Raw genomic sequence first — 21,874 nt, forward strand, 5'->3', positions numbered from 1 at the left:
TTTCCCTTCCCTGCCGTTCACCGTCCCGCTAACCTCATGCGGCACCGTGCACAACGGCCCGGAATCCAGGCAGCAGGGAGCACAAGATGGCCGAACTGACCAGGCGCGCGTTCACCACGGCGGGCGTCACCGGCCTCGGGCTGCTGCTGTGCACCCCTGCTTCGAACGCGCTCGACCGCGCGCTGCGGCTGACCGGCACCCGCACGGTGTCGACGTCCGGCACCACGCTCGAATCCGTCGCCACCCCGGTGACCGCGGGTCCCGGCTACACCCGGCTCACCGCGGGCCCCGGCTGGCCGCTCAAGGTCCGCGACGAACTGGCCACGGCGAAGGCGGGCCGGGACGACCGGCGCCGCGCGCTGAGTTCGTTCGTGCAGTTCACCGATCTGCACATCACCGACACCGAGAGCCCGGCAAGGTTCGAATACCTGCACGCTTTCGCCGGCGGCGCGCACCGCCCGCAGGAGACGCTCGGCGCCGTCGCCACCAACGCGCTGGTGCGCCGCGTGAACAGCCTGCGCGCCGGGCCGTTCACCGGACGGCCGTTCGACCTCGTGGTGACCACCGGCGACAACACCGACAACCACGAACACCTCGAACTCGACTGGTTCCTCACGCTCCTCAACGGCGGCTCGGTGACCCAGAACTCAGGCGACCCGCATCGCTACGAGGGCGTTCAGAACTCCGGCAACAAGCAGTACTGGAATCCCGGGATCCCGCTCGACGACGCGTATTCGAAGAAGGGTTTCCCGCAGCTGCCCGGCCTCCTCGAAGCGGCGGGCGGCACCTTCGCCGCGAGCGGCCTCGACGTCCCGTGGTACTGCACGTTCGGCAACCACGACGACAGCATCGTGGGCACGCTGCCGGACCTGCCAGGCCAGGAAGCCTGGTACACCGGCAGGTACAAGGTGATCGGGAAGGACGAGAGCACCACCCGCAAGCTCGCCGCGGCGCTCGCGAAACCCGGCGCCACGGTGCCGGTCGGCGAACTGTTCGGTGGCTCGGGCACGATCCGCGAGGTCACCCCGGACGAGCGGCGCCGCCCCTTCAGCACCGCGGAATTCGTGCGCGCGCACCTGGACACCGCGCACACCGGGCCGGGCCCGGTCGGGCACGGTTTCGGCGAGAACAACGCCGACGGCCGCAACGTCTACTACACGTTCCGCATCGCGCCGGGGATCACCGGCATCAGCCTCGACACCACGACGCTCGGCGGTTTCGCGGACGGGTCGATCGGGCTCGGCCAGTTCACCTGGGTCGAGTCGATCCTCAAGCGCGGCAGCTCGACCTACTACGATTTCTTCGGCAACCGGGTCACCCAGCAGGTCACCGACGAGCTGTTCATCCTGTTCAGCCACCACACCAGCACGTCCATGGGCAACCTGCTGCCCGACCGGCGGCACCCGCTGGAGCTCCGGCTGAACGGCGACACGTTCGCCGGCCTGCTCAACCGCTTCCCGAACGTCCTGGCCTGGGTCAACGGACACACCCACGAGAACAAGATCACCCCGCACCGCGGCAAGACACCGGCGCAGAGCTTCTGGGAGATCAACACCGCGTCGCACATCGACTTCCCGCAACACGCCCGCGTCATCGAGGTCGCCGACAACGCCGACGGCACGCTGTCTCTGTTCACCACGCTCATCGAGGCCGAATCGCCGTACGCCGCCGCCTACGGTGACCACGGCGCGGACGCGCTGGCGTCGCTGTACCGGGAACTGTCCTACAACGACGTCCAAGCCGTACCGGGCCGGGTGGGCACGGACGCGGACCACAACACCGAGCTGCTGCTCCTCAATCCCCTCGCCTGAGCCCTCGCTGTGCCAAAGTGAGGCATGGACATCGAGCTGGCGGACGCCGTCGCGAGCGTGCGGGACGAATTGCTGACAGCGGCGGCACAGGGTGCGGGCGCGGACCTCGAGTTCGTGGTCGGGCCGATCGAGCTGGAGTTCGCCGTCGAACTGCGCAAGGATGCCAAGGCCAAGGCGGGTTTCAAGGCGTGGGTGGTGTCCGCCGACGTCGAAGCCGGCGTGGTGCGCGGACGCACGCACAAGGTGAAGCTGACGGTCACCCCACGGCTCCCGGACGGCGGTGACGTCGTCGTCGCCGGAGCGGCGTCCCGTCCGGCAGGGCCGGGAGACGTGTCGGAATACGTGGGCCGCTGAGAGTTCCCTCGTGGAATGGGCACGCGTCGCCGCGGTCACCGGTCCCGGTGGCCCCGGCTCGGGCTACGTCGTCGCGCCGCGGCTGGTGCTGACGTCGGCCCACGTCGTGCACGCGACGGGTGATGCGGTGACGGTGTTCCGCCCGGGTCGGGCCGGGGAGTTCACCGGGCGAGTGGTGTGGTGCGGAACGCCGGCGGGCCGTGACGACGCGGCGTTGGTCGAGGTGGGCGACGAGGCGTGGGAACCGATACCCGGCGCCGTCGCGTGGGGCCACACGGTCACTCATCGGACCGGAATCCCTTGTGTCACTTGGGGTTCACCCGACCTGGTGCAGCGCGCGGGGCGGCCGGCCGAGGTGGCGCAGGTGTCCGGGACGTTCAACGCCGGGGACCGCATGGTCGGCGACCGGTACGTGCTGAACCTCGACATTCACCCGCCCGCGCCGACGGGTCCCGGCACTTCGCCGTGGGGAGGCCTGTCCGGCGCGGCGCTGTGCTGCGGCGAGCTGGTCACCGGGGTCATCGCGACGGATCCGGCCGGGCGCGGGCATTCCGCGCTCGAAGCTGTCCCGATGTACGTGCTGCTGCGCGATCCCGCCTTCGCCACGCTCGTCGGTGACGCCACGCTCGACCCCGTCGAACTGCGGGACCTGACCGATCCACAGGCGCGCGTCCAGGTCGGCGGGACGGTCACGTCGCCTGCCGGTCTGCTGCCCGCGCGCCGCGCCATGGTCCCGTTCCGCGGCCGTGAGGACCTGCTCGGCGAACTCCGGGCCTGGGCGGAATCGCCGGGTTCGAGCCTGTGGCTGCTGCACGGCCAAGGTGGCCAGGGCAAGACCAGGCTGGTGCACGAGTTCGCCGCCCGGCTCGGCTGGACAGCACTGTGGCTCGACGCCGCCGCTGCGGATCTCGGCGTCCTCTCGGACACGGTCGTACCGCTGCTCGTGGTCGTCGACTACGCCGAGACCCGTATCGACCAGCTGGCCACGTTGCTCGACATCGTGGCGCGACGCCGCTCGAACACGCCGGTGAAGATCGTCGCGCTGGCGCGGACAGCGGGTTCGTGGTGGCAGCAACTGGCGAGCGAGAACGACGTCGCGGGTGACATGGTCGACGTCGCGACGGTGCGCGAGCTGCCGATCCTGGACGCCACCGCCTCCGGTCAAGACGACATGTACCGCGCGGCGGTGGACGCCTTCGCCGCCGCGCTCACTTCCGCGCCGAACTTCGGCGGCGTGGACTGGGCTTCGGCCGCCGCCGGGTGTTCCCCGCCGACGACGTCCGGCGACGAGACGGTCCTGTCGGTGCAGATGACAGCGCTTTCCGACCTGCTCGACGCCGCGCGTCCCGGCCAGGGCACCGGGACACGCGGCCCGGAGGACCGGCTGCTCGATCACGAACGCCGGTACTGGGAAAGCACCGCGCGGGCCCACGGCCTGCTGCCCGCCCTGAGCATGGCGACGTTGACCGACGCGATCACCGCGGCCGCCCTGATCGGCCCGCCAAGGCATGAGGACGCCGACAAGTTCCTGACGCTGATCCCGGGCCTGGCCGACCAGCCGCTGGACCGCCGCGACACCGTCCGTGCCTGGCTGACGGACCTCTACCCGTCCGACGGGCAAACCGCTTTCGCCTACCTGCAACCGGATCGGCTCGCCGAACGGCTCATCGGACGGTTCGTCCTCGACCGCACCCGCAACGGCCTGATCGACGCGCTGATCCCCGCACTCGTCAAAGGCGCGGCCGAGGATCTGCTGACGTTCTGCACGCGTGCGGCCGCGCACAGAGTTTTCGGTGACGCGGTGCGCGAGTACGTAACGTCGTTGTGCCTGCGGTACGCCGATGTGCTGGCGGTACCCGCGATCGACGTCGCCACGCAGGTGGAGGATCCGCGCCCGCTCGTCGCCGCACTCGACCGCATCGCGACCGATCCCGCCACCGAAACCGAACGTCTCGTCGCCTGGTCGAAGGCGCTGCCCGAACACAGTACGGCGCTGGCGGAAACGACCATCCACATCAGACGGTCGCTGGTCGCCAGGTTCCGTGCTTCGGCGGGCCGGAACGGAATGGGAGGCAGGGCAAGGCTCGCGAGCGGTCTCCACAATCTCGCCATCAGCCTGGATACGCCGGAGCGGTGGCCGGAAGCCCTAGCGCTCCTCACCGAAGCCATAGCGGCCTACCGTGATCTCGCCGCCGCATACCCCGCCAAGGTCCTCCCTGAACTCGCTAACGGGCTCAACAGCCTTTCGAATCTGCAGGCACACCTCGGACAACGAGCAAACGCACTCGACACCTGTACCGAAGCCGTGGAAATCTATCGACGGCTGGCCGACAGCGAGCCCGAGACATTCATGCCCCTCTTCGCCAGAACGCTGAGCAACCTCGCTTCCTGCCAGGCAGCCCTCGGCCGCCGTACCGAAGCTCTCGAATCCATCACCGAGTCGGTGAAAATCGAACGGCGATTGGCCGAGGAAGAACCCGATGTGGTCAACGCTCACCTGGCGAACGCTTTGCACAATCTCGCCCTCCGTCAGGCGGCCGTAGGCAGGTTGGCCGCCGCGCTCGCCACCACCACCGAAACCGTCGACCGGTATCGCGAACTCGCCGCCCTGCGACCGGATGCCTACACCTTCGATCTCGCGGCGAGCCTCAGCAACCTCGGGCTCAGGCTGGAACGCTTCGCGCACCACAACAAAAGCTTGTACGCATGTAACGAAGCGGTCGACCTCTACCGACGGCTTGTCGCGAAAAGACCTGCCGCCACTTTCCTCTCACACCTGGCTAGCGGCCTAATCAATCTCTCACGCATGCAAGAAAAAATTGGCCTCCGAGAAGAGCCCTTAGCCACAGCGGCCGAGGCGGTTGAACTTTTGCGGCAGCTTGGGAAAAGCCAGCCGAACGCATTCCTTCCTGCGCTCGCCACAAGTTTCGACAACCTGTCAAGCAGACAGGAGAGTGTCGGCCATACAGCAGAGGCTCTTTCTTCCAGCACGGCAGCGGTGGAGATCTCCCGGCGGCTCGTCGAGTCCGAACCGGACGCGTTCCTTCCCGGCCTCGCCGCCCACTTGAACACCCTCGCCCATCGTCAGGCAAACATAGGGCAACAAGAGGCGGCATTGGCCTCCGTCACCGAAGCCGTCGAGATCACCCGGCACCTCACCAAAACCGAACCTTATGCACATCTGCCAGACCTCGCCAGCTACATAAATGACCTCGGCAACCACCAAGCCGGTACCGGGGACCTGTCTGCAAGTATCGCTTCACTCACTGAAGCCGCAGTCATCTGGCGTCGCCTCACCGAGGCTGAACCGGCACATCTGCCCAACCTCGCCCGTACCCTGAACACCCTCGGCAACCACCAATCCACCTCCGGCGCCCCTGAGGCGGGCAGCGCCACCCTTGCCGAAGCCGTCGCCATCCGTACCCAGCTCGCCCAGGCTAACCCGTTGAAGCACCTGCCCGGCGTCGCCGAGAGCCTGCACAACCTCGCCCTCGTCCAGAGCGATCTCGGGCGCCACGACGAAGCCTTTGCCTCCGTCACCGAGGCAGTCGAGATCTACAGACCACTGGCCACTGGAGACCCTGGCAGGTTCCGGTTCCCCTTCGGATGTTCGCTCCACGAACTCGCGAACCATCAGCTGGACCGAGATCTGCACCAGGAAGCGCTGGACACGCTCAGTGAAGCCGTCGCCATCCGCTGCGAGCTGGGTACCTCGGACAGCAGGCTCACCGACCTCGGGGACAGCCTAAACAACCTCGCTCTCTGCCACGAGGCGCTCGGCCAACGGGACGAGGCACTACGAGCCATCGACGAAGCGGCCAAGATCTTCCAACGGCTGGGCAGCCACGAGGACGAACTCGAACGTGCTCGGCGGATCCGAAAGCGGCTCCAGGGCGACGCCTGAGCGGCATTACCTCCGGGGTAATCGACGTCGCGCACGCCATGGGGCAGGCTCCACGGCATGACCGACCCCGAAGGCACCCAGCTGTTCCACCGGACCATGCCCTTCAGCGAACGGCTCGGCATCGAGGTGCTGGAGCACGGCCCCGAGCTGGTCCGCAGCCGGCTCGAGCACGCCGAAGACCTCTGCACACTCGGCGGCGTGCTCCACGGCGGCGCTCTGATGGCGCTGGCCGACTCGACGGGCGCGGTGTGCGCGTTCCTCAATCTGCCCGAGGGCGCTCAAGGCACGACGACCGTCGAGTCGAAGACGAACTTCCTGCGTGCCATCCGTTCGGGCTACGCGGTTGCGTCGTCCAGGCCACTGCACGCGGGGCGGAAGTTCGTCGTGGTGGAGACGGAGATCCACGACGACGCCGGCAAGCTGGTCGCGAAAGTGACACAGACGCAGGCAGTCTTGTAGACAACTGTTTACATACCCGGCCTGACCGGCGAAAATCTCTCGCTACTGGGTGGGTGCCGAGGGATGGAGCCGGAATGCGGGTGCGCGGGTTGTTCACGTTACTGTCCATCGCCATGTTGACCGCAGTGACCGCGCAGGTCGCCGAGGCGCAGCCGGGGCGACCCGGTGACGACGAGGCGATCGACTACCACGAATGGTCGAACTCGCACGGCTTCCGCCACGGCGACGCGGCAGGCGTCGGGATCGAGCACGACGGGCTGCGCATCACCCGGCCGGTGGGCACGATCCAGCACGCCGAGCCCGGGCTGGGCACCAACCGGACGTACGAGTACGGCAGCTGGACGTCGCCGATGTACGCCCAGGGCTTCGACGCGACGCAGCTGATCGCGTCGTGGAACGCGAAGACGCCCGCGAAGACGTGGCTGCAGGTCGAGGCCAAGGGCCGCACGGCAGCCGGGGCCGAGACCACGTGGTACGTGATGGGCCGCTGGGCGAGTGGCGACGGCGACATCCAGCGGACCAGTGTCAACGGCCAGGACGACGCCAACGCGAGCGTGGACGTCGATACGCTCGGCACGAAGAGCGGTGTCACGCTGCGGTCCTACCAGCTGCGGATCACGCTGTACCGCGAGGCAGGCTCGCGCGTCACCCCGGTGGTGACGTCGCTGGGCGCGATGACGTCCGCGGTGCCCGACCGTTTCGACGTCCGGACGACGAAACCGGGCCGTGCCACCGGGATCGAGCTCGACGTCCCGCCGTACGCCCAGAACCTCCACAAAGGACAGTTCCCGCAGTACGGCGGCGGCGGGGAGAACTGGTGCAGCCCGACCGCGACGGAGATGGTCGCCGAATACTGGGGCAAGCGGCCCAAGCCCGCGGACATGGCCTGGATCCCGGCGGACTACGTCGATCCGTCCGTGGCCTACGCGGCGCGCTACACCTACGACTACGCCTACGAGGGCACCGGGAACTGGCCGTTCAACACCGCCTACGCCGCCTCGCTCGGGCTGCGCGGGCACATCACCCGGCTGCATTCGCTCAACGAGCTGGAAAACTACATCGCCCGCGGCATCCCGGTCATCACGTCGCAGTCGTTCGAGTCCAGCGAACTCGACGGCGCGGGGTACGGCACCGCCGGGCACATCATGGTCGTCATCGGGTTCACGAAGGACGGTGACGTCATCACGAACGACCCGGCGTCCAACAGCAACGACAACGTCCGCACCGTCTACAAGCGCGACCAGTTCGAAAAGATCTGGCAGCGCACCCAGCGGCACACCGCGGACGGCAGTGTCGCGAGCGGGCCCGGTGGCGTCGTCTACCTGATCACCCCGGCCTGACCGGCGTCACCCCGGCCACGCATGCGGGAGTCGCCATGTCCGCATGATCCGTGGCAAGCTGCGAGTACCAGCACCAGCACCGCAGCCGAAAGGTGGTCGAGGCATGCCGTACGAGGTCCAAGGTGTCGTCGCACGTGCGAAGGGTGAGCCGGTCACGCTGGAGACCGTGCTCGTCCCCGACCCGGGCCCCGGCGAGGCGGTGGTCTCGGTGCAGGCCTGCGGCGTGTGCCATACCGACCTGCACTATCGCGAAGGCGGCATCAACGACGAGTTCCCGTTCCTGCTCGGCCACGAAGCCGCCGGACGTGTCGAGCGGGTCGGCGAGGGCGTCACCGATCTCGAACCCGGCGACTACGTCATCCTGAACTGGCGGGCCGTCTGCGGCACCTGCCGGGCCTGTCGCCGCGGCAAACCGTGGTACTGCTTCTCGACGTTCAACGCCGCTCAGCCGATGACGCTGTCCGATGGCACGAAGCTCAGCCCGGCACTCGGCATCGGCGCGTTCCTCGAGAAAACGCTTGTCCACAGTGGACAGTGCACGAAGGTCGACCCCGAGGCCGAACCGGCGGTGGCCGGGCTGCTCGGCTGCGGCGTCATGGCAGGGATCGGCGCCGCGCTCAACACGGGTGCGGTGAGCCGGGGCGATTCGGTGGCCGTGATCGGCTGCGGCGGGGTCGGGAACGCCGCGGTAGCCGGGGCGAAGCTCGCCGGCGCGACTACGATCGTCGCAATCGACACGGACGACCGCAAGCTCACCTGGGCACAGGAGTTCGGCGCGACCCACACGCTCAACAGCAAGGGCCTCGATGAGGGCGAAGTGGTCGAGACCATCCGGGAGGCCACCGGCTCGTTCGGCGCGGACGTGGTCATCGACGCCGTGGGCAGGCCGGAGACCTGGCGTCAGGCCTTCTACGGCCGCGATCTCGCCGGGACGGTCGTGCTGGTCGGGGTGCCGACGCCGGAAATGCGCCTCGACGACATGCCGCTCATCGACTTCTTCTCGCGCGGCGGGTCGCTCAAATCGTCCTGGTACGGCGACTGCCTGCCCTCGCGGGACTTCCCGCTGCTGGTGGACCTCTATCTGCAGGGCAAGCTCCCGCTGGACAAGTTCGTCACCGAACGAATCGGCGTGAACGACGTCGAATCGGCGTTCGGCCGGATGCACCGCGGCGAGGTGCTGCGCAGCGTGGTGACGTTCTGATCCTCTTCACCGACGCCGAGTATCCGGCCGATCCCTACCCCGGGGCACGGCCGGGATGTTCGTTCGTCCATTCGGACGGTGCGGGGCGTCCGCTCGACACGGCGCCGCCGGGCTGGCGGGACCGTCAGGCGGTGCTGGCCTACGGTTCCAACGCCTGCCCCTCGAAAATCACCTGGCTGCGCACCGAACTGGGACTGAACGGACCGGTCGTGGTGGTGAAGGCGCGCTGTACCGGGCTCGGCGCGGTGTGGGCGTCCGGCCTCCGGAAACGCGACGGTCAGCGGCCCGCCACCCTGACCGCGCTGCCGGAAGTCGTCGAGGAGCACGCCGTCTGGTTCGTGACTCCCGACCAACTCGCGATTCTCGATATATGCGAAGGACGCGGCGAACGTTATCACCTGGCCCGGTTGGGGAACCCGGACATCACACTGGAAGACGGCTCGCGGCCCGCGGAGGTGCTCACCTATGTCGGCGCCTCGGACATCCGGTTTCCGTTGCTGGTCAACGGCTCGCCGGTCCGTGTCGCCGACGTCGGGCAGCGGGAGGCGGCCGCACTTCGCGGTGTCGCGGCGACCTCGCACGGCGTATCCTGCACCATCTTGTATTAAGACAGCAGCGCGCGTATTGAAGCATCAGCGCGCTGCGTCACAACGCTACGACGCTCAGCCATTCTTTCCAACAAAACAAGGTTCACGTTCCACGCGGCCGCTGAACCGATACCCTGGCCGAGCCATCCCACGGCCCCGCCGCGACGGTCTTTCCCTGCCGCCTCGGGCCCGGCGATTCCGATGGCTTACCGGTTCCTGCACGAACTCATGTTGTTTCTGGAGGTGAATCGTCACATCATGCCGAGTGCCCCCTCCGCTTTGGCGGACACCCGCAACCGGCAGGCGGCGACGAGAGTTCCGGACGACGTACTCATGGACGCGGCACGCCAATGCGTGCTCGCGGTCGGAGTGCGCCGCACCACACTCGCCGAGATCGCACGGACGGCAGGCGTCAGCCGGATGACCGTCTACCGGCGCTTTCCCGACGTTCGCAGTGTGCTCAGCGCGTTGATGACCCGTGAATTCGGCGGGTTGCTGCGGCACGCCGGCGAACAGGGCTCCGGTGCGAAGAACAGCAGGGAACGGCTGGTGCTCATCGCCGTCAGCGGAATTCGTTCCCTGGCAGGCGATCCGCTGTTCCGCACCCTGCTCGACGTCGATCCCGAACTGTTGCTGCCCTACATCGTCGAACGACTGGGCCGGACCCAGCGGTTCGCCGAAAAGGTTGTCCACCAACTGCTCGCCGCCGGACACCGCGACGGCTCGATACGCCGGGCCAACGTCGGCGCCCAGGCGAGATCGGTGCTGCTGCTGGTCCAGTCGTTCGCGTTCTCCCTGCGGCCCGCCACGACGGACATCGAAGAAGCCGCCCTCATGGCGGAATTCGCGCACGTGCTCGACGCGTCGCTGCGCCCCTGATCTTCGGGGCCCCCTTCGGGGGCTCGCGCATATCCTCCCTCGCCTGCACAGGCACTTTCCCGTGCATCCTCCGCTGCGCCCGGCACACCCCTCGGCGTGGACAACTTGACGAGTCGTTGGGTTTTTGCAACAGTACGTTGTATGAGTCCGGTGCGACGCGGCAAGGAGCTGCCGATCTACAACCGGCTCCCCGTGCTCCGAGCGGAGCGCGGGCTGAGCAGGGCCGCGCTGGCGACGGCGGTCGAGGTCAACCCACAGACCATCGGCGCGCTCGAACGCGGTGACCACTACCCGAGCCTGGACCTGGCGTTCCGGATCTGCGCGGTGTTCGACCTCCCGGTCGAGGCGGTGTTCAGCCGCGAGCCGTTCGCGCCACTGTCCACTCAGGTCTATCGCGAGGGGGGAGCATGAACAGCAGGCCGGGACGCTTCGCCGCGTATTGGGAACGGCAGCTGGACAGGCTGGACGAACAGGAGCGGCGTCGGGAGCGCAGGCTGCCGGCCTGGCGAACCCGGCGGCGACGTCGGCAGCTGGTGGTCCTGGTGCTTCTCGGCGACCTCGTGCTGATCGCGAGTGCGGCGAGCTTCAAGCTCGCACCCCCGTGGTTCGCGCTCGGCACCTGGTTCGGCGGATTCGCCATCGGTGCCATCGGGTTCGTCCTGCTCCGGATCCTGACCGGCCGGATGAGCGGCGGCTTTTCCCGCCTGCTCGACGAGCGTGAGCGCGAATGGCGGCACCGGATCACGTTCGTCGCCTACCTGACGCTGACCTTTCTGATGGTCGTGGCGATGTTCTACGGGCTGCTGATCTCACAACAGCACGACAGCGGGGTGCGGGGCGCGATGATGCTCGCGGCGCTGCTCGTCACCGGGAGCACGGTGCCGACGATCGTGCTCGGCTGGTTGCTTCCGGACGACGATCCCGAGGATTTTCTCGAGGAGGGGAATGGGGATGAGTGACAAAACCTTGGAGATCGACGGGATCTCCAAGCGCTACGGCGCGAAGGTCGCGCTGGACGGCGTGAGTTTCGACGTCCGCGCGGGCGAGCTGTTCGGTTTCGTCGGCAGCAACGGCGCGGGCAAGACCACGACGATGCGGATCGCGCTGGGCGTACTGGCCGCGGATGCGGGCGAAGTCCGCTTCGACGGGAAGCCGATCACGCACGAAGCCCGCACGCACATCGGGTACATGCCGGAGGAACGCGGGCTGTACCCGAAGATGAAAGTGCTCGACCAGCTCGTCTATCTCGCCGAGCTGCACGGGCTGTCGGCGAACGAGGCGCATCGCAACGCCGAGAACTGGATCGCGCGGCTCGGGCTTTCCGAGCGGCGCAAGGACGAGGTCCAGAAGCTGAGTCTCGGTAACCAGCAACGGGTTCAGCTCGCGGCGGCGCTGGTGCACGATCCGCTGGTGCTCGTGCTGGACGAACCCTTCTCCGGCCTGGACCCGCTCGCGGTCGACGTGATGAGCGCGGTGTTGCGGGAGAAGGCGTCGACCGGCGTGCCGGTGGTGTTCTCCAGTCACCAGCTCGATCTCGTCGAGCGGCTGTGCGACCGGGTCGGCATCATCCGAAGTGGACGGATGGTGGCGGCGGGGCCGGTGGCCGAGCTGACCGGGAACGCGGGCAGCAAGCTCGTGGTGACCGCGCCTTCGGCGCCGCCGGGCTGGGCGGCCTCGCTGCCGGGAGTCCGGGTACTGGAAAACCACGGCCCGACAAGCGTTCTCGACCTGGCGCCGAGCGCCGACGACCAGGCCGTGCTCGCCGCGGCACTGGCCACCGGACCGGTCACCGAGTTCAGCAGGCAACGGCGGACGCTGACCGAGCTGTTCCGGGACGCGGTCTCCGATCAACCACGAGCCGAAGGGGAAACGGCGTGAGGACACTCAGCGCGCGACGGGCGATCTGGCTCGTCATGAAGCGGGAACTGAACACGCGACTGCGGACACGGTCCTTTGTGGTCGGTACCGCGGTGATGTTGGTGCTGCTGATCGGTTTCGTCGCGTTCCAATCAGGACTGGCGGGCTCGTCGAGCAAGAGCACCGTGGGGTTGACGGGTCAGTCGACGGGGATCGCCCAGCAGCTTCAGGCCGCCGGTGCGCAGACCGGCCAGACGATCAAGACCGTCTCGGTGACCGACGCGGCCGAGGGCAGGACGAAGGTCGAAAACGGCGATTTCGACGCACTGGTGTCCGGCAGCGCGTCGGACCTCAAGGTGCTCGTGAAGTCCACTTTGGACTCCAAGTTGCGCACGGTGCTCGATCAGGTGGCCCGGCAACAGGTGCTGGACGCGAAGATGTCCGAGGCGGGCCTGGATCCGGCGCAGGTGATGCGCGCGGTGTCTTCCACCGCTGTCGGCGTCGACGCGATCAAGCCGCAGGATCCGGACAGCGGGAAACGGCTCGTCGTCGGGCTCGTCGTGGTGGTGCTGCTCTACATGAGCATCGTGACGTACGGAATGCTGGTGGCCCAAGGGGTCGTGGAGGAGAAGTCCAGCCGGGTCGTGGAGATCCTGCTGTCGAGCGTGCGACCGTGGCAGTTGTTGCTGGGCAAGGTGATCGGGCTCGGTCTGGTCGGGCTGACACAGCTGGCGATCCTCGCCGCGGCCGGCGCTGTCGTGGCGTCGGCGACCGGGGTGTTCACGCTGTCCGGCTTCGCCACCGGCGCGCTGGTGTGGGGCCTGGTCTGGTATCTGCTCGGTTTCCTGTTGTACGCCACCATTTACGGCGCGATGGGGTCGCTGGTCTCCCGGCAGGAGGACACGCAGTCGGTGGTCGGGCCGGTGAACATGGTGCTGATCGTCGGGTTCATCGTCGGCTTCAACCTGCTGATCCAGTCACCGGACGGAACGACGACGAAGGTGCTTTCGCTGGTACCGCTGTTCTCGCCGATCCTGATGCCCGCCCGGATCTCGACCGGCGCGGCGGCGGGCTGGGAAATCGCGGCCTCGCTGGTGCTGACCGGTGTGCTCGTCGCGCTGCTCACCTGGCTCGGCGGGAAGATCTACGGCAACAGCGTCCTGCGCCTCGGCAGCCGCATCAAACTCTCCGAAGCCCTCCGCGGCTGAGCCCTTCGCCGCCATGCCGTTAAGGCCACCTTACGGGCGCCAGACGCCCGCAAGGTGGCCTTGACGGCACTTCCCTCGCCCCTCCCGACCTCGCGTTCTTGTCGGCCCCCTCGCCTAGAATGTTCGGCAAGGGGGGCCTCGATGTGTCGCGAACGACGCGTTGGGGACGTTGATCGTCGCGAACGGCGCGATCGGGACGTGGCCGTGTGTCCTCTGTGGCCAGTGCCTCGCTCGCGCCGCCGCCCTCGGCAATGCGCTGCGAACCCGGCCCCGCAAACGCCGAAGGCCACCCCGGGACGAACCCGGGATGGCCTTCGAACGAGAACCGAGGAGCAGCAGCGACTTACCGCTCGGACAGCGACGTGTAGTCGCGCGACGTGTGTCCGGTGTAGATCTGCCGCGGGCGGCCGATCTTGGTGGCCGGGTCCTGGATCATCTCGCGCCAGTGCGCGATCCAGCCGGGCAGCCTGCCGAGCGCGAACAGCACGGTGAAGAACTTCGTCGGGAACCCGAGCGCCCGGTAGATGAGCCCGGTGTAGAAGTCCACGTTCGGGTACAGCTTCCGCTCGACGAAGTAGTCGTCGGAAAGCGCCGTCTCCTCGAGCTTCTTCGCGATGTCGAGCAGCTGGTCGCCGCCCTTCAGCTTGCCGAGGATCTCGTCCGCGGTGTTCTTGATGATCTTCGCGCGCGGGTCGTAGTTCTTGTAGACCCGGTGCCCGAAGCCCATCAGCTTCACGCCCTTTTCCTTGTTCTTCACGCGCTCGACGAACTTGGCGACGTCGCCGCCGTCGGCCTGGATGCCCTCCAGCATGTCGAGGACCGCGGCGTTCGCCCCACCGTGCAGCGGGCCGAACAGCGCGTTGATCCCGGCCGAAATCGAAGCGAACAGGTTCGCCTCGGACGAACCGACCAGGCGCACGGTCGAGGTCGAGCAGTTCTGCTCGTGGTCGGCGTGCAAGATGAACAGCAGGTCGAGCGCCTTGACGACGTCCGGGTCGACGTCGTACGGCTCGGCCGGGAAACCGAACGTCATCCGCAGGAAGTTCTCGACGAGGCCGAGCGAGTTGTCCGGGTAGAGGAACGGCTGCCCGACCGACTTCTTGTAGGCGTACGCCGCCAGGGTCGGCACCTTGGCCAGCAGGCGGATGGTGGACAGCTCGACGTTCGGTTCGTCGAACGGGTTGAGCGAGTCCTGGTAGAAGGTCGACAGCGCGGAGACGGCGCTGGAGAGCACCGGCATCGGGTGCGCGTCGCGCGGGAAGCCGTTGAAGAACAGCTTCAGGTCCTCGTGCAGCAGCGTGTGCCGCTGGATCTTCTCGCTGAAGTCGGCCAGCTGGGCCTCGGTCGGCAACTCGCCGTAGATGAGCAGGTAGGAGACCTCGATGAACGTCGACTTCTCGGCCAGCTGCTCGATCGGGTAACCGCGGTAGCGCAGGATGCCCGCGTCACCGTCGATGTAGGTGATGGCCGAAGAGGTCGACCCGGTGTTGACGAAACCGGGGTCGTAGGTGACGTACCCCGTCGTCGCCAGCAGCTTCCCCAGCTCGATCCCGGGCGCACCCTCGACCGGGTGGACCACCTTGAACTCGTGTTCGCCACTCGGCAGGCGCAGCGTCGCGGTGTCGCCGGGCTGCCCCGCAGTCGTCGCGTCGGACATGCAGGTCCCTCTCACATCTGGCACGGGACGGCGGCGCCTGTAGGTTCCACAGGTAGCCACGTGTTCACCGCGAGAACCTGACGCCTCGCTGCACACCGCCCCGCTGGGGTATGAATTCCCCTCTACGCTAGTCGAGGTAGGGGGCAACGCGCAGCCGATGCGTTGCCCGTAACGGCCCCTTTGGGACCAGGTTCACACGGTGGATGCCATTTCTTCCGCCGTCGGCGGTTCGGCACCGCTGCGGGAAACCGTGATCGACGCCGCTTTCGCCGCGAATCCCAGTGCCTCGTGCCACTCATCGGCACCGAGTTCGCGCAGCTGGGTCACCCCTCGCGAATGCAGCCACGCCACCAACGCGCCCTGCACGGTGTCGCCCGCCCCGATCGTGTCGACGACGTCCACCCGGCGGGACGGGACGTGGGCCAGCTCACCCGCGTCGGTGATCACAACGAGCCCGTCGGCGCCGCGAGTCAGCACGACGGCGTCCACACCGGACTCCACCCAGGTTTTCGCGGCGGCGACCGGGTCCGCGCCCTCGGCGAGCCAAGCGGCGTCGTCGTCGGAGATCTTCAGCAACCGGACGTCCGGCAGCCACGAAGCGAAACGTGCCCGATACGCGGCGGGGTCGGCGATCAGCGCCTCGCGGATGTTCGGGTCGAGCACGGTCAGCACGCCGCGCGCGGCTTCGCGGCGCAGCATCGCTTCGTACGCGCTCGCGCCGGGTTCGAGGACCATGCCGAGCGTGCCGAGGGAGAGCGCGGTCACGCTGTCGGGCAGCGGCCCGGGGTCGGTGACGAGCCGGTCGGCCGTGCCTTCGGTGTAGAAGGTGTAGTGCGCCGAGCCGTGCTCGTCGAGCGCGACGACGGCGAGGGTCGTCGGCTCGTCGCCGCGCTGCACGAACGTCGTCCCGACGGACGAGGCGTGCAGCCGATCGACCAACGCGCCGCCGAACCGGTCGGTGGACACACGGGACAGAAACTGGACAGGAACGCCGAGGCGTCCAGCCGCGAGCGCGACGTTGTACGGACCACCCCCAAGGCGTGGTAACAACGCGCGCAGCCCACCGTCCACAGTGGAATCCAACGGTTCACCGGGTACGAGGTCGACCAGCGCCTCTCCACCAACAACGATCACGATGCGGAAGATACCGGGTTATTCCGGCTGTGTCGCCAGTCCGCCGAGCAGAAGTTCGGACAGTGCGGTGAAGGCCTTGGCGTCGGAGACGGATGTCCGCTCGCCGAGCACCCCGGTCTGGATGCCCTCGATGATCAATCCGGCCATTTCCGCGACGAGTCGCGCGTGGACGTCGCGGAAAACGCCGTCGGCCACGCCTTTGTCAATAAATGTCCTGATGCGCCCGGCGGCCGCGCGGCTGTTGAGCTGATAGGTGTCGCGGGCCGGGCCGAAGCTCCCGATGTCGGTCATGAACGCCGACGAGGCGCGCTCGAGATGTTCCGAGACGCCGGCGAGGTACTCGCCGATCAGCTTGCGCGCGTCGTCGATTCCGGAGATACGCTCCTCGATCCGCTCCGCGGCGCCCTTGAAGAAGTGCGCGACGACCTTGACCGCGAGCTGCTCCTTGCTCGGCGCGAGCGTGTAGAGCGTCGACTTCGAGCAGCGGAGGCGGGCGGCGAGGTCGTCGAGGGTGAACTGCGCGAAGCCCTCGGCGAGGAACAGGGTCTCGAGCTGGGTGAGCAGCGCACGCTGCCGTGCCGTTGGCCGCCGGGCCTCACGGAAGGAGGCCTGCGCCCTGGACGGCGCGTCGCTGTCGGACATCGGACCACTATCCCTCATCGGCCGGTGTGCCCCAGCTCACCACTACTGTACTGTAAATTGCCCTAGAGTACTGTTTTCAGTACAGCTGTCTTGGAGGGGACATGCCCGCGGAACGCCTGCTGCCCAGCTCAGAGGCCGAGGACCTCGTCGCCCTGGCTGCCGAAATCGCCCGTGACGAACTCGCGCCGCGCGCCGGTGAGTACGAGGAAGCCGAGCGCTTCCCGCGCGAGCAGTTCCGGCTGCTCGGCAAGTCGGGGCTGCTCGGGCTGCCGTACTCGGAGCGCTGGGGCGGCGGCGAAGTGCCGTACGAGGTGTATCTGCAGGTCCTGGAAGAGATCGCGGCCGCGTGGATGTCGGTCGGCGTCGGCCTCTCGGTGCACACGATGTCCTGCTACGCGCTGGCGCACTACGGCACGGACGCGCAGCGTGACCGCTGGCTCCCCGACATGCTCGAAGGCGACCTGCTCGGCGCATACGCGCTGTCCGAGACGCAGGCGGGTTCCGACGCGGCGGCGCTGTCCACCCGTGCACGGCGCGACGGCGACCAATACGTCGTCAACGGAACCAAGGCCTGGATCACCCATGCGGGTGAAGCCGACTTCTACACCACGATGGTCCGCACGAGCGACGACGGCGGCCGCGGCATCTCGTGCCTGCTCGTCGACGGCAAGACAGACGGTGTCTCGGCGGCGCCGAAGGAGCGCAAGATGGGCCTGACGGGGTCCACCACCGCGCAGATGATCTTCGAAGACGCGCGTGTGGACGCCGACCGGCTGCTCGGCTACGAGGGGCACGGCCTGAAGATCGCGCTGTCCTCGCTCAGCTCGGGACGGCTCGGGATCGCGGCGTGCGCGGTCGGCCTCGCCCAGGCCGCGCTCGACGAAGCGGTGGCCTACGCGAAGACGCGCAGGCAGTTCGGGAAGGCGATCATCGACTTCCAGGGCGTCGAGTTCCTGCTGGCCGACATGGCCGCGACGGTCGAGTCCGCCCGCGCGACCTACCTCGACGCCGCGCGCCGCCGCGACCGCGGGATGCCGTTCCAGCGCCAGGCGTCGATCGCGAAGCTCGTCGCCACCGACGGGGCGATGAAGGTGACCACCGACGCCGTCCAGGTGCTCGGCGGCGCCGGCTACACCCGCGACTTCCCGGTGGAGCGCTACCTGCGCGAGGCCAAGGTCCCGCAGATCTTCGAGGGCACCAACCAGATCCAGCGCATGGTCATCGCCCGCGAACTGATCAGCGGCGTAACTCATGAGTCGCGCCGCTGATCACGCGAGATCTCCGTCCAAGCACGCGAGTTGTCCATCCAGGCACGCGAGTTGCGCCGCTGATCACGCGAGTTCGCCGGAACGTGACGTGTGAAGGCGTCCTTACCGGAGCCCCAGGCCGGTAAGGACGCCTTCTCCCCCTCAAATCCCCCCTGTGCTACCGGTTGTCGCCGTCCTGCGGGACGGACGCCGGAACCGGCGGGCTCACCCGGTTGATGTCACCGCTCAGCACCCACGCACGCTGGCTGGGCGCGAAGCGCGGCGAGAGCAGGCCGTCGTTGATCTCGCGAGTGACCGCGACGCGGTTGTACGCGGTCGCGGGCAGGTACAGCCGGTCGTTGGACTGGCCGCCGTCGGACGTTCCTTCGAGGTCCGCTTCCACGGCGTCGACGATGCCGTCGTGGTTGGCGTCGACCCGCGCGACTTCGGCCGCGTACGCGTCGAAGATCCGCTGGCTCAAGTCGTACACGTAGGGCTCGAAGGACGCGGTACGCACGTAGACGTCCAGCAGCACCTCATTGCTCAGCCCGCTCGGGATGAACCGAAGCCGCTTCTCCTTGTGGTCGTCGTTGTTCGGCATCGGCCGGTCCGGATCGTCCGGACTGGTGTTGAGCAGGCGGTCCGGGTCGCGCGGGATGTTCGGGTTGTCGCCGTCGACCTGTGGCTTGTTCTTGACGCCAGACGGGCCCGAGCCGGGCACGATCGAGGACAGCGCGCCGATCTTGCCCTTCTCGAACGTGCCGGGAAGCCCGCCGGTGAAGGGAAGTTCGTACGTCGGCGGCGTCCAGTTGGTGTACTGGTTGAGTTCCCAGTACGAGTGCAGGTCGCTCTGTTGCGTGGCGTTGTAGGCGCCCAGCGACAGCTGCACCGGCACGAGGTTCGACACCTTGTCCGGCCAGTGGTCGTTCGCGGACGGCTCGTGCGGGGCCTTGCCGTCGGTGGTGAACACCGCGCCGGGTTTGTTGTGGTAGTCGCCCATCTTCGCGAGCGCGGCGGCGTCGGCGGCGGTGATCTTGCCGAAGGCGGCGTGCCCGTCCTTCCGCGGCGCCGCGACGTCCGGCACCGTGACGTCGTGGATCATCCAGCCCTCGTACCAGCCGGATTCGTTGTTGATGACGAACAGGCCCGAAATGTCGGTGAACATGTCGACGAACGAACCGGGATCATTCGGATCGATCGGAAGTCCCGGCTTGGGTTCGACGACCACCCGAATGCCGCCAATGGTCGGAATGTCGTGATTGGGGCCGGTCGCGGTGGGCGCGACCCCGTCGTTGATCCCCGGAATCGTCGTGGTGAACACATTTGGTTGGAAATTCTTCGTGTCGAGCAGGTAGTACTGGAATAACTGGCTGGGTGTCGGCGCCTCGGAAAACGCCGTCATCGGCTCGAACGTGGTTGGTCTTCCGGCCAGCACGGCGAGTCTGTCCTTCAACGGCTGCGGCAGGAACTTGACGTCCCCACGATCGGTGAAAAGCCCTTGTGGCGCAACGGCTCCCGCCGCCCCCGAGAACGACGTGGTCGCCCCGAGAGCCAGCACCGCGGCCACCGCGGTCACGGCTTTCCGCTTGTTCTGCATGATCACTCCTCGCTTGAACGGGCGCTCCCCGCGTTCGCCGGCTGGACGCGGAGGAGAAATCAAGGGGCCCCTCGACCGGAGATATGCACCCGAGTTACAGCCCGGTAGCACGGCCTTATGGGTGTACCGCGGACGCTCCATCGGTCCTATCCTCGGTACGCGTCGGAGCGAGGGATATGGAGTCCCGATGGCGGGGAAGTCCCAGCAGGGCTGGGAAACGATTTACCGGGAGAATGTCCGGTGGGTGCACCGGCTCATGCTGGCCAAGGTGGGAAACCGCGCGGACGCCGAGGATCTCACCACCGAGGTCTTCCTGGCCGCGTTGAAGCCCCTGCGTACCAACGCGACCGCGGAGGAGGTCCGCGCCTACCTCGTCGCGACGGCCAGGACGGTCCTCGCCGCGCACTGGCGACGCCTCTTCGGCCGCGAGATCACCACCATCGGCCTCGACGAAGCCAGCGAAATCCCCGACACCGAGAGGGAAAACGGCAACGGATCGAGCGGGATCACCGCACATCACCGGCTGGAGGCCATCCTCGCCGAACTGCCCGAACGCGCGCGTACGGTCTTGCGGCTGCGGTTCCTGGAGTCATACTCCTTGCAGGACGCGGCCGACGAGCTGGGCGTGACACTGGCCAACGTCAAGGTCATCCAGCACCGGGCGCTCAGGCTCGCCGCGCAGGCCGCGGCACGGATCGAGGAGCGGACATGAACGACGTCAGCCGCTTCGTCGACAGCATCATCGGCCAGCGCACGCCCGAACCCTTCCGCCCGGACGACGACGAGGCCGAAGCGATGCGCGCGGCCATCGAGCTCCAGGCGGCACGAACCGCCGACACCGCGCCGGACGCCGAGTTCGTCGCACGCCTCGAAAGCGAACTCGCCGAGCAACTCGGCGCACGATCCGCGAAGGACAAGCTCGCCACCCGCCGGCGCGTGGTCCAAACCGCGGGCATCGCCGCCGCCTCGCTCGCGGCGGGCGTGGCCATCGACCGGGTCGTGCGCGACGGCTCGACGACCGGGCAACCGAGGCCCGCGGGTACCTGGCAGACCGTCGCCGCCAGCGGAGACCTGAAGGAAGGCGACGTGCACGAGTTCGAGCTGGACACCTTCGCCGGATATGTCACCCGGACCCGCGACGGGTTGCAGGCGGTGTCCTCGACCTGCACCCACCTCGGCTGTCATCTCCAGTTCGACGCCGCGGCGCGACAGCTGACCTGCCCCTGCCATCCCGCCGTCTTCGCGCTCGACGGTGACGTCGTCCGCTACGACCTCCCGATCGAACTCCCGCCTCTGCCCCGCGCCGAAGTCCGGGAACGCGCCGGGTTCATCGAGATCTTTGTGCCGCTGAAGCGCGTCTGAGCACACCTGTCAACCGTGCGACTGTCAGCGGCGAGATGTCACAAATATCGTTAGGGCAAACGGAGGACAGTAAGCTCACACGCGGTGACCAACCGGACGGCGCTTGAAACCGAAGTTCATATTGCCGGACAATGGCGCGCACAATGCGCCACATCGAACCACGTCTCACGGTGGCCTTCCGAAAGGAGCGACTGCACGTGAGCACTCCGGAAGCCGGCCCGATCGCCACCAAGCTCAACGCCCTCATCGAGGAAAAATGGCGGCATCGGCCGAAACCGCCGGGCAACGCGGCCATCGCCAGGGCGATCCGCGAGGAGACCGGGCTGTCGATCTCCACCGGCTACCTGTGGATGCTCCGCGCCGGTGAACGAAAGAACACCACCGGCCCGCGGCTTCAGGCACTGGCCAAGTTCTTCGGTAAGCCCGCCGGATACTTTCTCGACCAGGACATCACTTCCGAAGACATGGATCTGGCCACCGCGCTGCGATCGAGCGGCGTCCGGACCATCGCCCTGCGTTCCGACGGCCTGTCCGAACGGAGTCAGCGCGCTATTCTGGACATGATCGAACACGCGCGGGAAATCGAACGGCTCGACCACGACGACGATGACTGACCGCGGCCATGAATGCGCGGC

The 21,874-nt window shown here is 67.7% G+C and carries 20 protein-coding genes and 1 pseudogene; 17 read left to right on the top strand and 4 right to left on the bottom strand.

Annotated elements, in window-relative coordinates:
- The first annotated feature begins 86 nt into the window (after positions 1-86).
- From ACFW0G_RS24710 to ACFW0G_RS24770, 13 genes and pseudogenes are all read left to right on the top strand, one after another.
- Positions 87-1,811 carry a TIGR03767 family metallophosphoesterase gene (locus ACFW0G_RS24710; protein WP_378327746.1) on the top strand — a complete coding sequence of 575 codons (1,725 nt, stop codon included), beginning with the start codon at positions 87-89 and terminating at the stop codon, positions 1,809-1,811.
- Between the two features lie 24 nt (positions 1,812-1,835).
- Entirely contained in the window at positions 1,836-2,165 is a 330-nt protein-coding gene (locus ACFW0G_RS24715) for a trypco2 family protein (protein WP_378327747.1), read from the top strand.
- A gap of 10 nt (positions 2,166-2,175) precedes the next feature.
- Positions 2,176-2,616, top strand: a pseudogene (locus ACFW0G_RS24720) (trypsin-like peptidase domain-containing protein); the annotation flags it as partial.
- A 120-nt stretch (positions 2,617-2,736) separates the two neighbouring features.
- Positions 2,737-6,069, top strand: coding sequence for a tetratricopeptide repeat protein (locus ACFW0G_RS24725; protein WP_378327808.1), 3,333 nt, complete (start codon positions 2,737-2,739; stop codon positions 6,067-6,069).
- A gap of 57 nt (positions 6,070-6,126) precedes the next feature.
- Complete coding sequence (locus ACFW0G_RS24730) at positions 6,127-6,528, top strand: PaaI family thioesterase (protein ID WP_378327748.1); 402 nt, start codon at positions 6,127-6,129, stop codon at positions 6,526-6,528.
- A gap of 74 nt (positions 6,529-6,602) precedes the next feature.
- Complete coding sequence (locus tag ACFW0G_RS24735; protein ID WP_378327749.1) at positions 6,603-7,868, top strand: peptidase C39 family protein; 1,266 nt, start codon at positions 6,603-6,605, stop codon at positions 7,866-7,868.
- A 103-nt stretch (positions 7,869-7,971) separates the two neighbouring features.
- A complete protein-coding gene (locus tag ACFW0G_RS24740; RefSeq protein ID WP_378327750.1) occupies positions 7,972-9,069 on the top strand; it encodes an S-(hydroxymethyl)mycothiol dehydrogenase in 1,098 nt (365 codons plus the stop codon).
- Positions 9,066-9,677: a gamma-glutamylcyclotransferase gene (locus ACFW0G_RS24745; protein WP_378327809.1), complete on the top strand. Its 612-nt coding sequence runs from the start codon at positions 9,066-9,068 to the stop codon at positions 9,675-9,677. Before ACFW0G_RS24740 ends, ACFW0G_RS24745 begins: the two co-directional genes overlap by 4 nt.
- A gap of 237 nt (positions 9,678-9,914) precedes the next feature.
- Positions 9,915-10,535, top strand: coding sequence for a TetR/AcrR family transcriptional regulator (locus tag ACFW0G_RS24750; RefSeq protein WP_378327751.1), 621 nt, complete (start codon positions 9,915-9,917; stop codon positions 10,533-10,535).
- A gap of 141 nt (positions 10,536-10,676) precedes the next feature.
- Complete coding sequence (locus ACFW0G_RS24755; RefSeq protein ID WP_378327752.1) at positions 10,677-10,946, top strand: helix-turn-helix transcriptional regulator; 270 nt, start codon at positions 10,677-10,679, stop codon at positions 10,944-10,946.
- Positions 10,943-11,494, top strand: a complete 552-nt coding sequence (locus ACFW0G_RS24760) for a hypothetical protein (RefSeq protein ID WP_378327753.1) — start codon at positions 10,943-10,945, stop codon at positions 11,492-11,494. The genes ACFW0G_RS24755 and ACFW0G_RS24760 overlap by 4 nt, the downstream gene beginning before the upstream one ends.
- Positions 11,487-12,413, top strand: a complete 927-nt coding sequence (locus tag ACFW0G_RS24765; protein WP_378327754.1) for an ABC transporter ATP-binding protein — start codon at positions 11,487-11,489, stop codon at positions 12,411-12,413. Before ACFW0G_RS24760 ends, ACFW0G_RS24765 begins: the two co-directional genes overlap by 8 nt.
- Positions 12,410-13,600 carry an ABC transporter permease gene (locus ACFW0G_RS24770; RefSeq protein WP_378327755.1) on the top strand — a complete coding sequence of 397 codons (1,191 nt, stop codon included), beginning with the start codon at positions 12,410-12,412 and terminating at the stop codon, positions 13,598-13,600. The genes ACFW0G_RS24765 and ACFW0G_RS24770 overlap by 4 nt, the downstream gene beginning before the upstream one ends.
- 343 nt (positions 13,601-13,943) lie before the next feature.
- On the opposite strand, the gene ACFW0G_RS24775 is transcribed toward ACFW0G_RS24770, so the two are convergent.
- The 3 genes from ACFW0G_RS24775 to ACFW0G_RS24785 form a co-directional block, all read right to left on the bottom strand.
- Positions 13,944-15,257: a citrate synthase gene (locus tag ACFW0G_RS24775; protein WP_378327756.1), complete on the bottom strand. Its 1,314-nt coding sequence runs from the start codon at positions 15,255-15,257 to the stop codon at positions 13,944-13,946.
- A gap of 192 nt (positions 15,258-15,449) precedes the next feature.
- Complete coding sequence (locus tag ACFW0G_RS24780) at positions 15,450-16,391, bottom strand: carbohydrate kinase (RefSeq protein WP_378327757.1); 942 nt, start codon at positions 16,389-16,391, stop codon at positions 15,450-15,452.
- 18 nt (positions 16,392-16,409) lie between these two features.
- Complete coding sequence (locus tag ACFW0G_RS24785) at positions 16,410-17,033, bottom strand: TetR/AcrR family transcriptional regulator (protein WP_378327758.1); 624 nt, start codon at positions 17,031-17,033, stop codon at positions 16,410-16,412.
- A 101-nt stretch (positions 17,034-17,134) separates the two neighbouring features.
- Here ACFW0G_RS24785 and ACFW0G_RS24790 point away from each other — a divergent pair, with 101 nt between their 5' ends.
- The gene (locus tag ACFW0G_RS24790; protein WP_378327759.1) at positions 17,135-18,301 is read left to right on the top strand and encodes an acyl-CoA dehydrogenase family protein; all 1,167 of its coding nucleotides are present in this window, start codon (positions 17,135-17,137) and stop codon (positions 18,299-18,301) included.
- Positions 18,302-18,458: 157 nt separating this feature from the next.
- Here ACFW0G_RS24790 and ACFW0G_RS24795 read toward each other — a convergent pair whose 3' ends face one another.
- Positions 18,459-19,877 carry a hypothetical protein gene (locus ACFW0G_RS24795; protein WP_378327760.1) on the bottom strand — a complete coding sequence of 473 codons (1,419 nt, stop codon included), beginning with the start codon at positions 19,875-19,877 and terminating at the stop codon, positions 18,459-18,461.
- A gap of 187 nt (positions 19,878-20,064) precedes the next feature.
- Between ACFW0G_RS24795 and ACFW0G_RS24800 the strand changes: the two genes are divergently transcribed.
- The 3 genes from ACFW0G_RS24800 to ACFW0G_RS24810 all read left to right on the top strand — a co-directional run bounded on the left by ACFW0G_RS24800 (position 20,065) and on the right by ACFW0G_RS24810 (position 21,853).
- Positions 20,065-20,589, top strand: a complete 525-nt coding sequence (locus ACFW0G_RS24800; protein ID WP_378327761.1) for an RNA polymerase sigma factor — start codon at positions 20,065-20,067, stop codon at positions 20,587-20,589.
- Positions 20,586-21,239, top strand: coding sequence for a ubiquinol-cytochrome c reductase iron-sulfur subunit (locus tag ACFW0G_RS24805; protein ID WP_378327762.1), 654 nt, complete (start codon positions 20,586-20,588; stop codon positions 21,237-21,239). The genes ACFW0G_RS24800 and ACFW0G_RS24805 overlap by 4 nt, the downstream gene beginning before the upstream one ends.
- 197 nt (positions 21,240-21,436) lie before the next feature.
- Positions 21,437-21,853, top strand: a complete 417-nt coding sequence (locus tag ACFW0G_RS24810; RefSeq protein ID WP_378327763.1) for a hypothetical protein — start codon at positions 21,437-21,439, stop codon at positions 21,851-21,853.
- The last annotated feature ends 21 nt before the right edge of the window (positions 21,854-21,874 follow it).

Origin of the sequence: Amycolatopsis sp. NPDC058986 (assembly GCF_042741125.1) — a bacterium.
In the GTDB taxonomy this organism is placed as follows: Bacteria; Actinomycetota; Actinomycetes; order Mycobacteriales; family Pseudonocardiaceae; genus Amycolatopsis.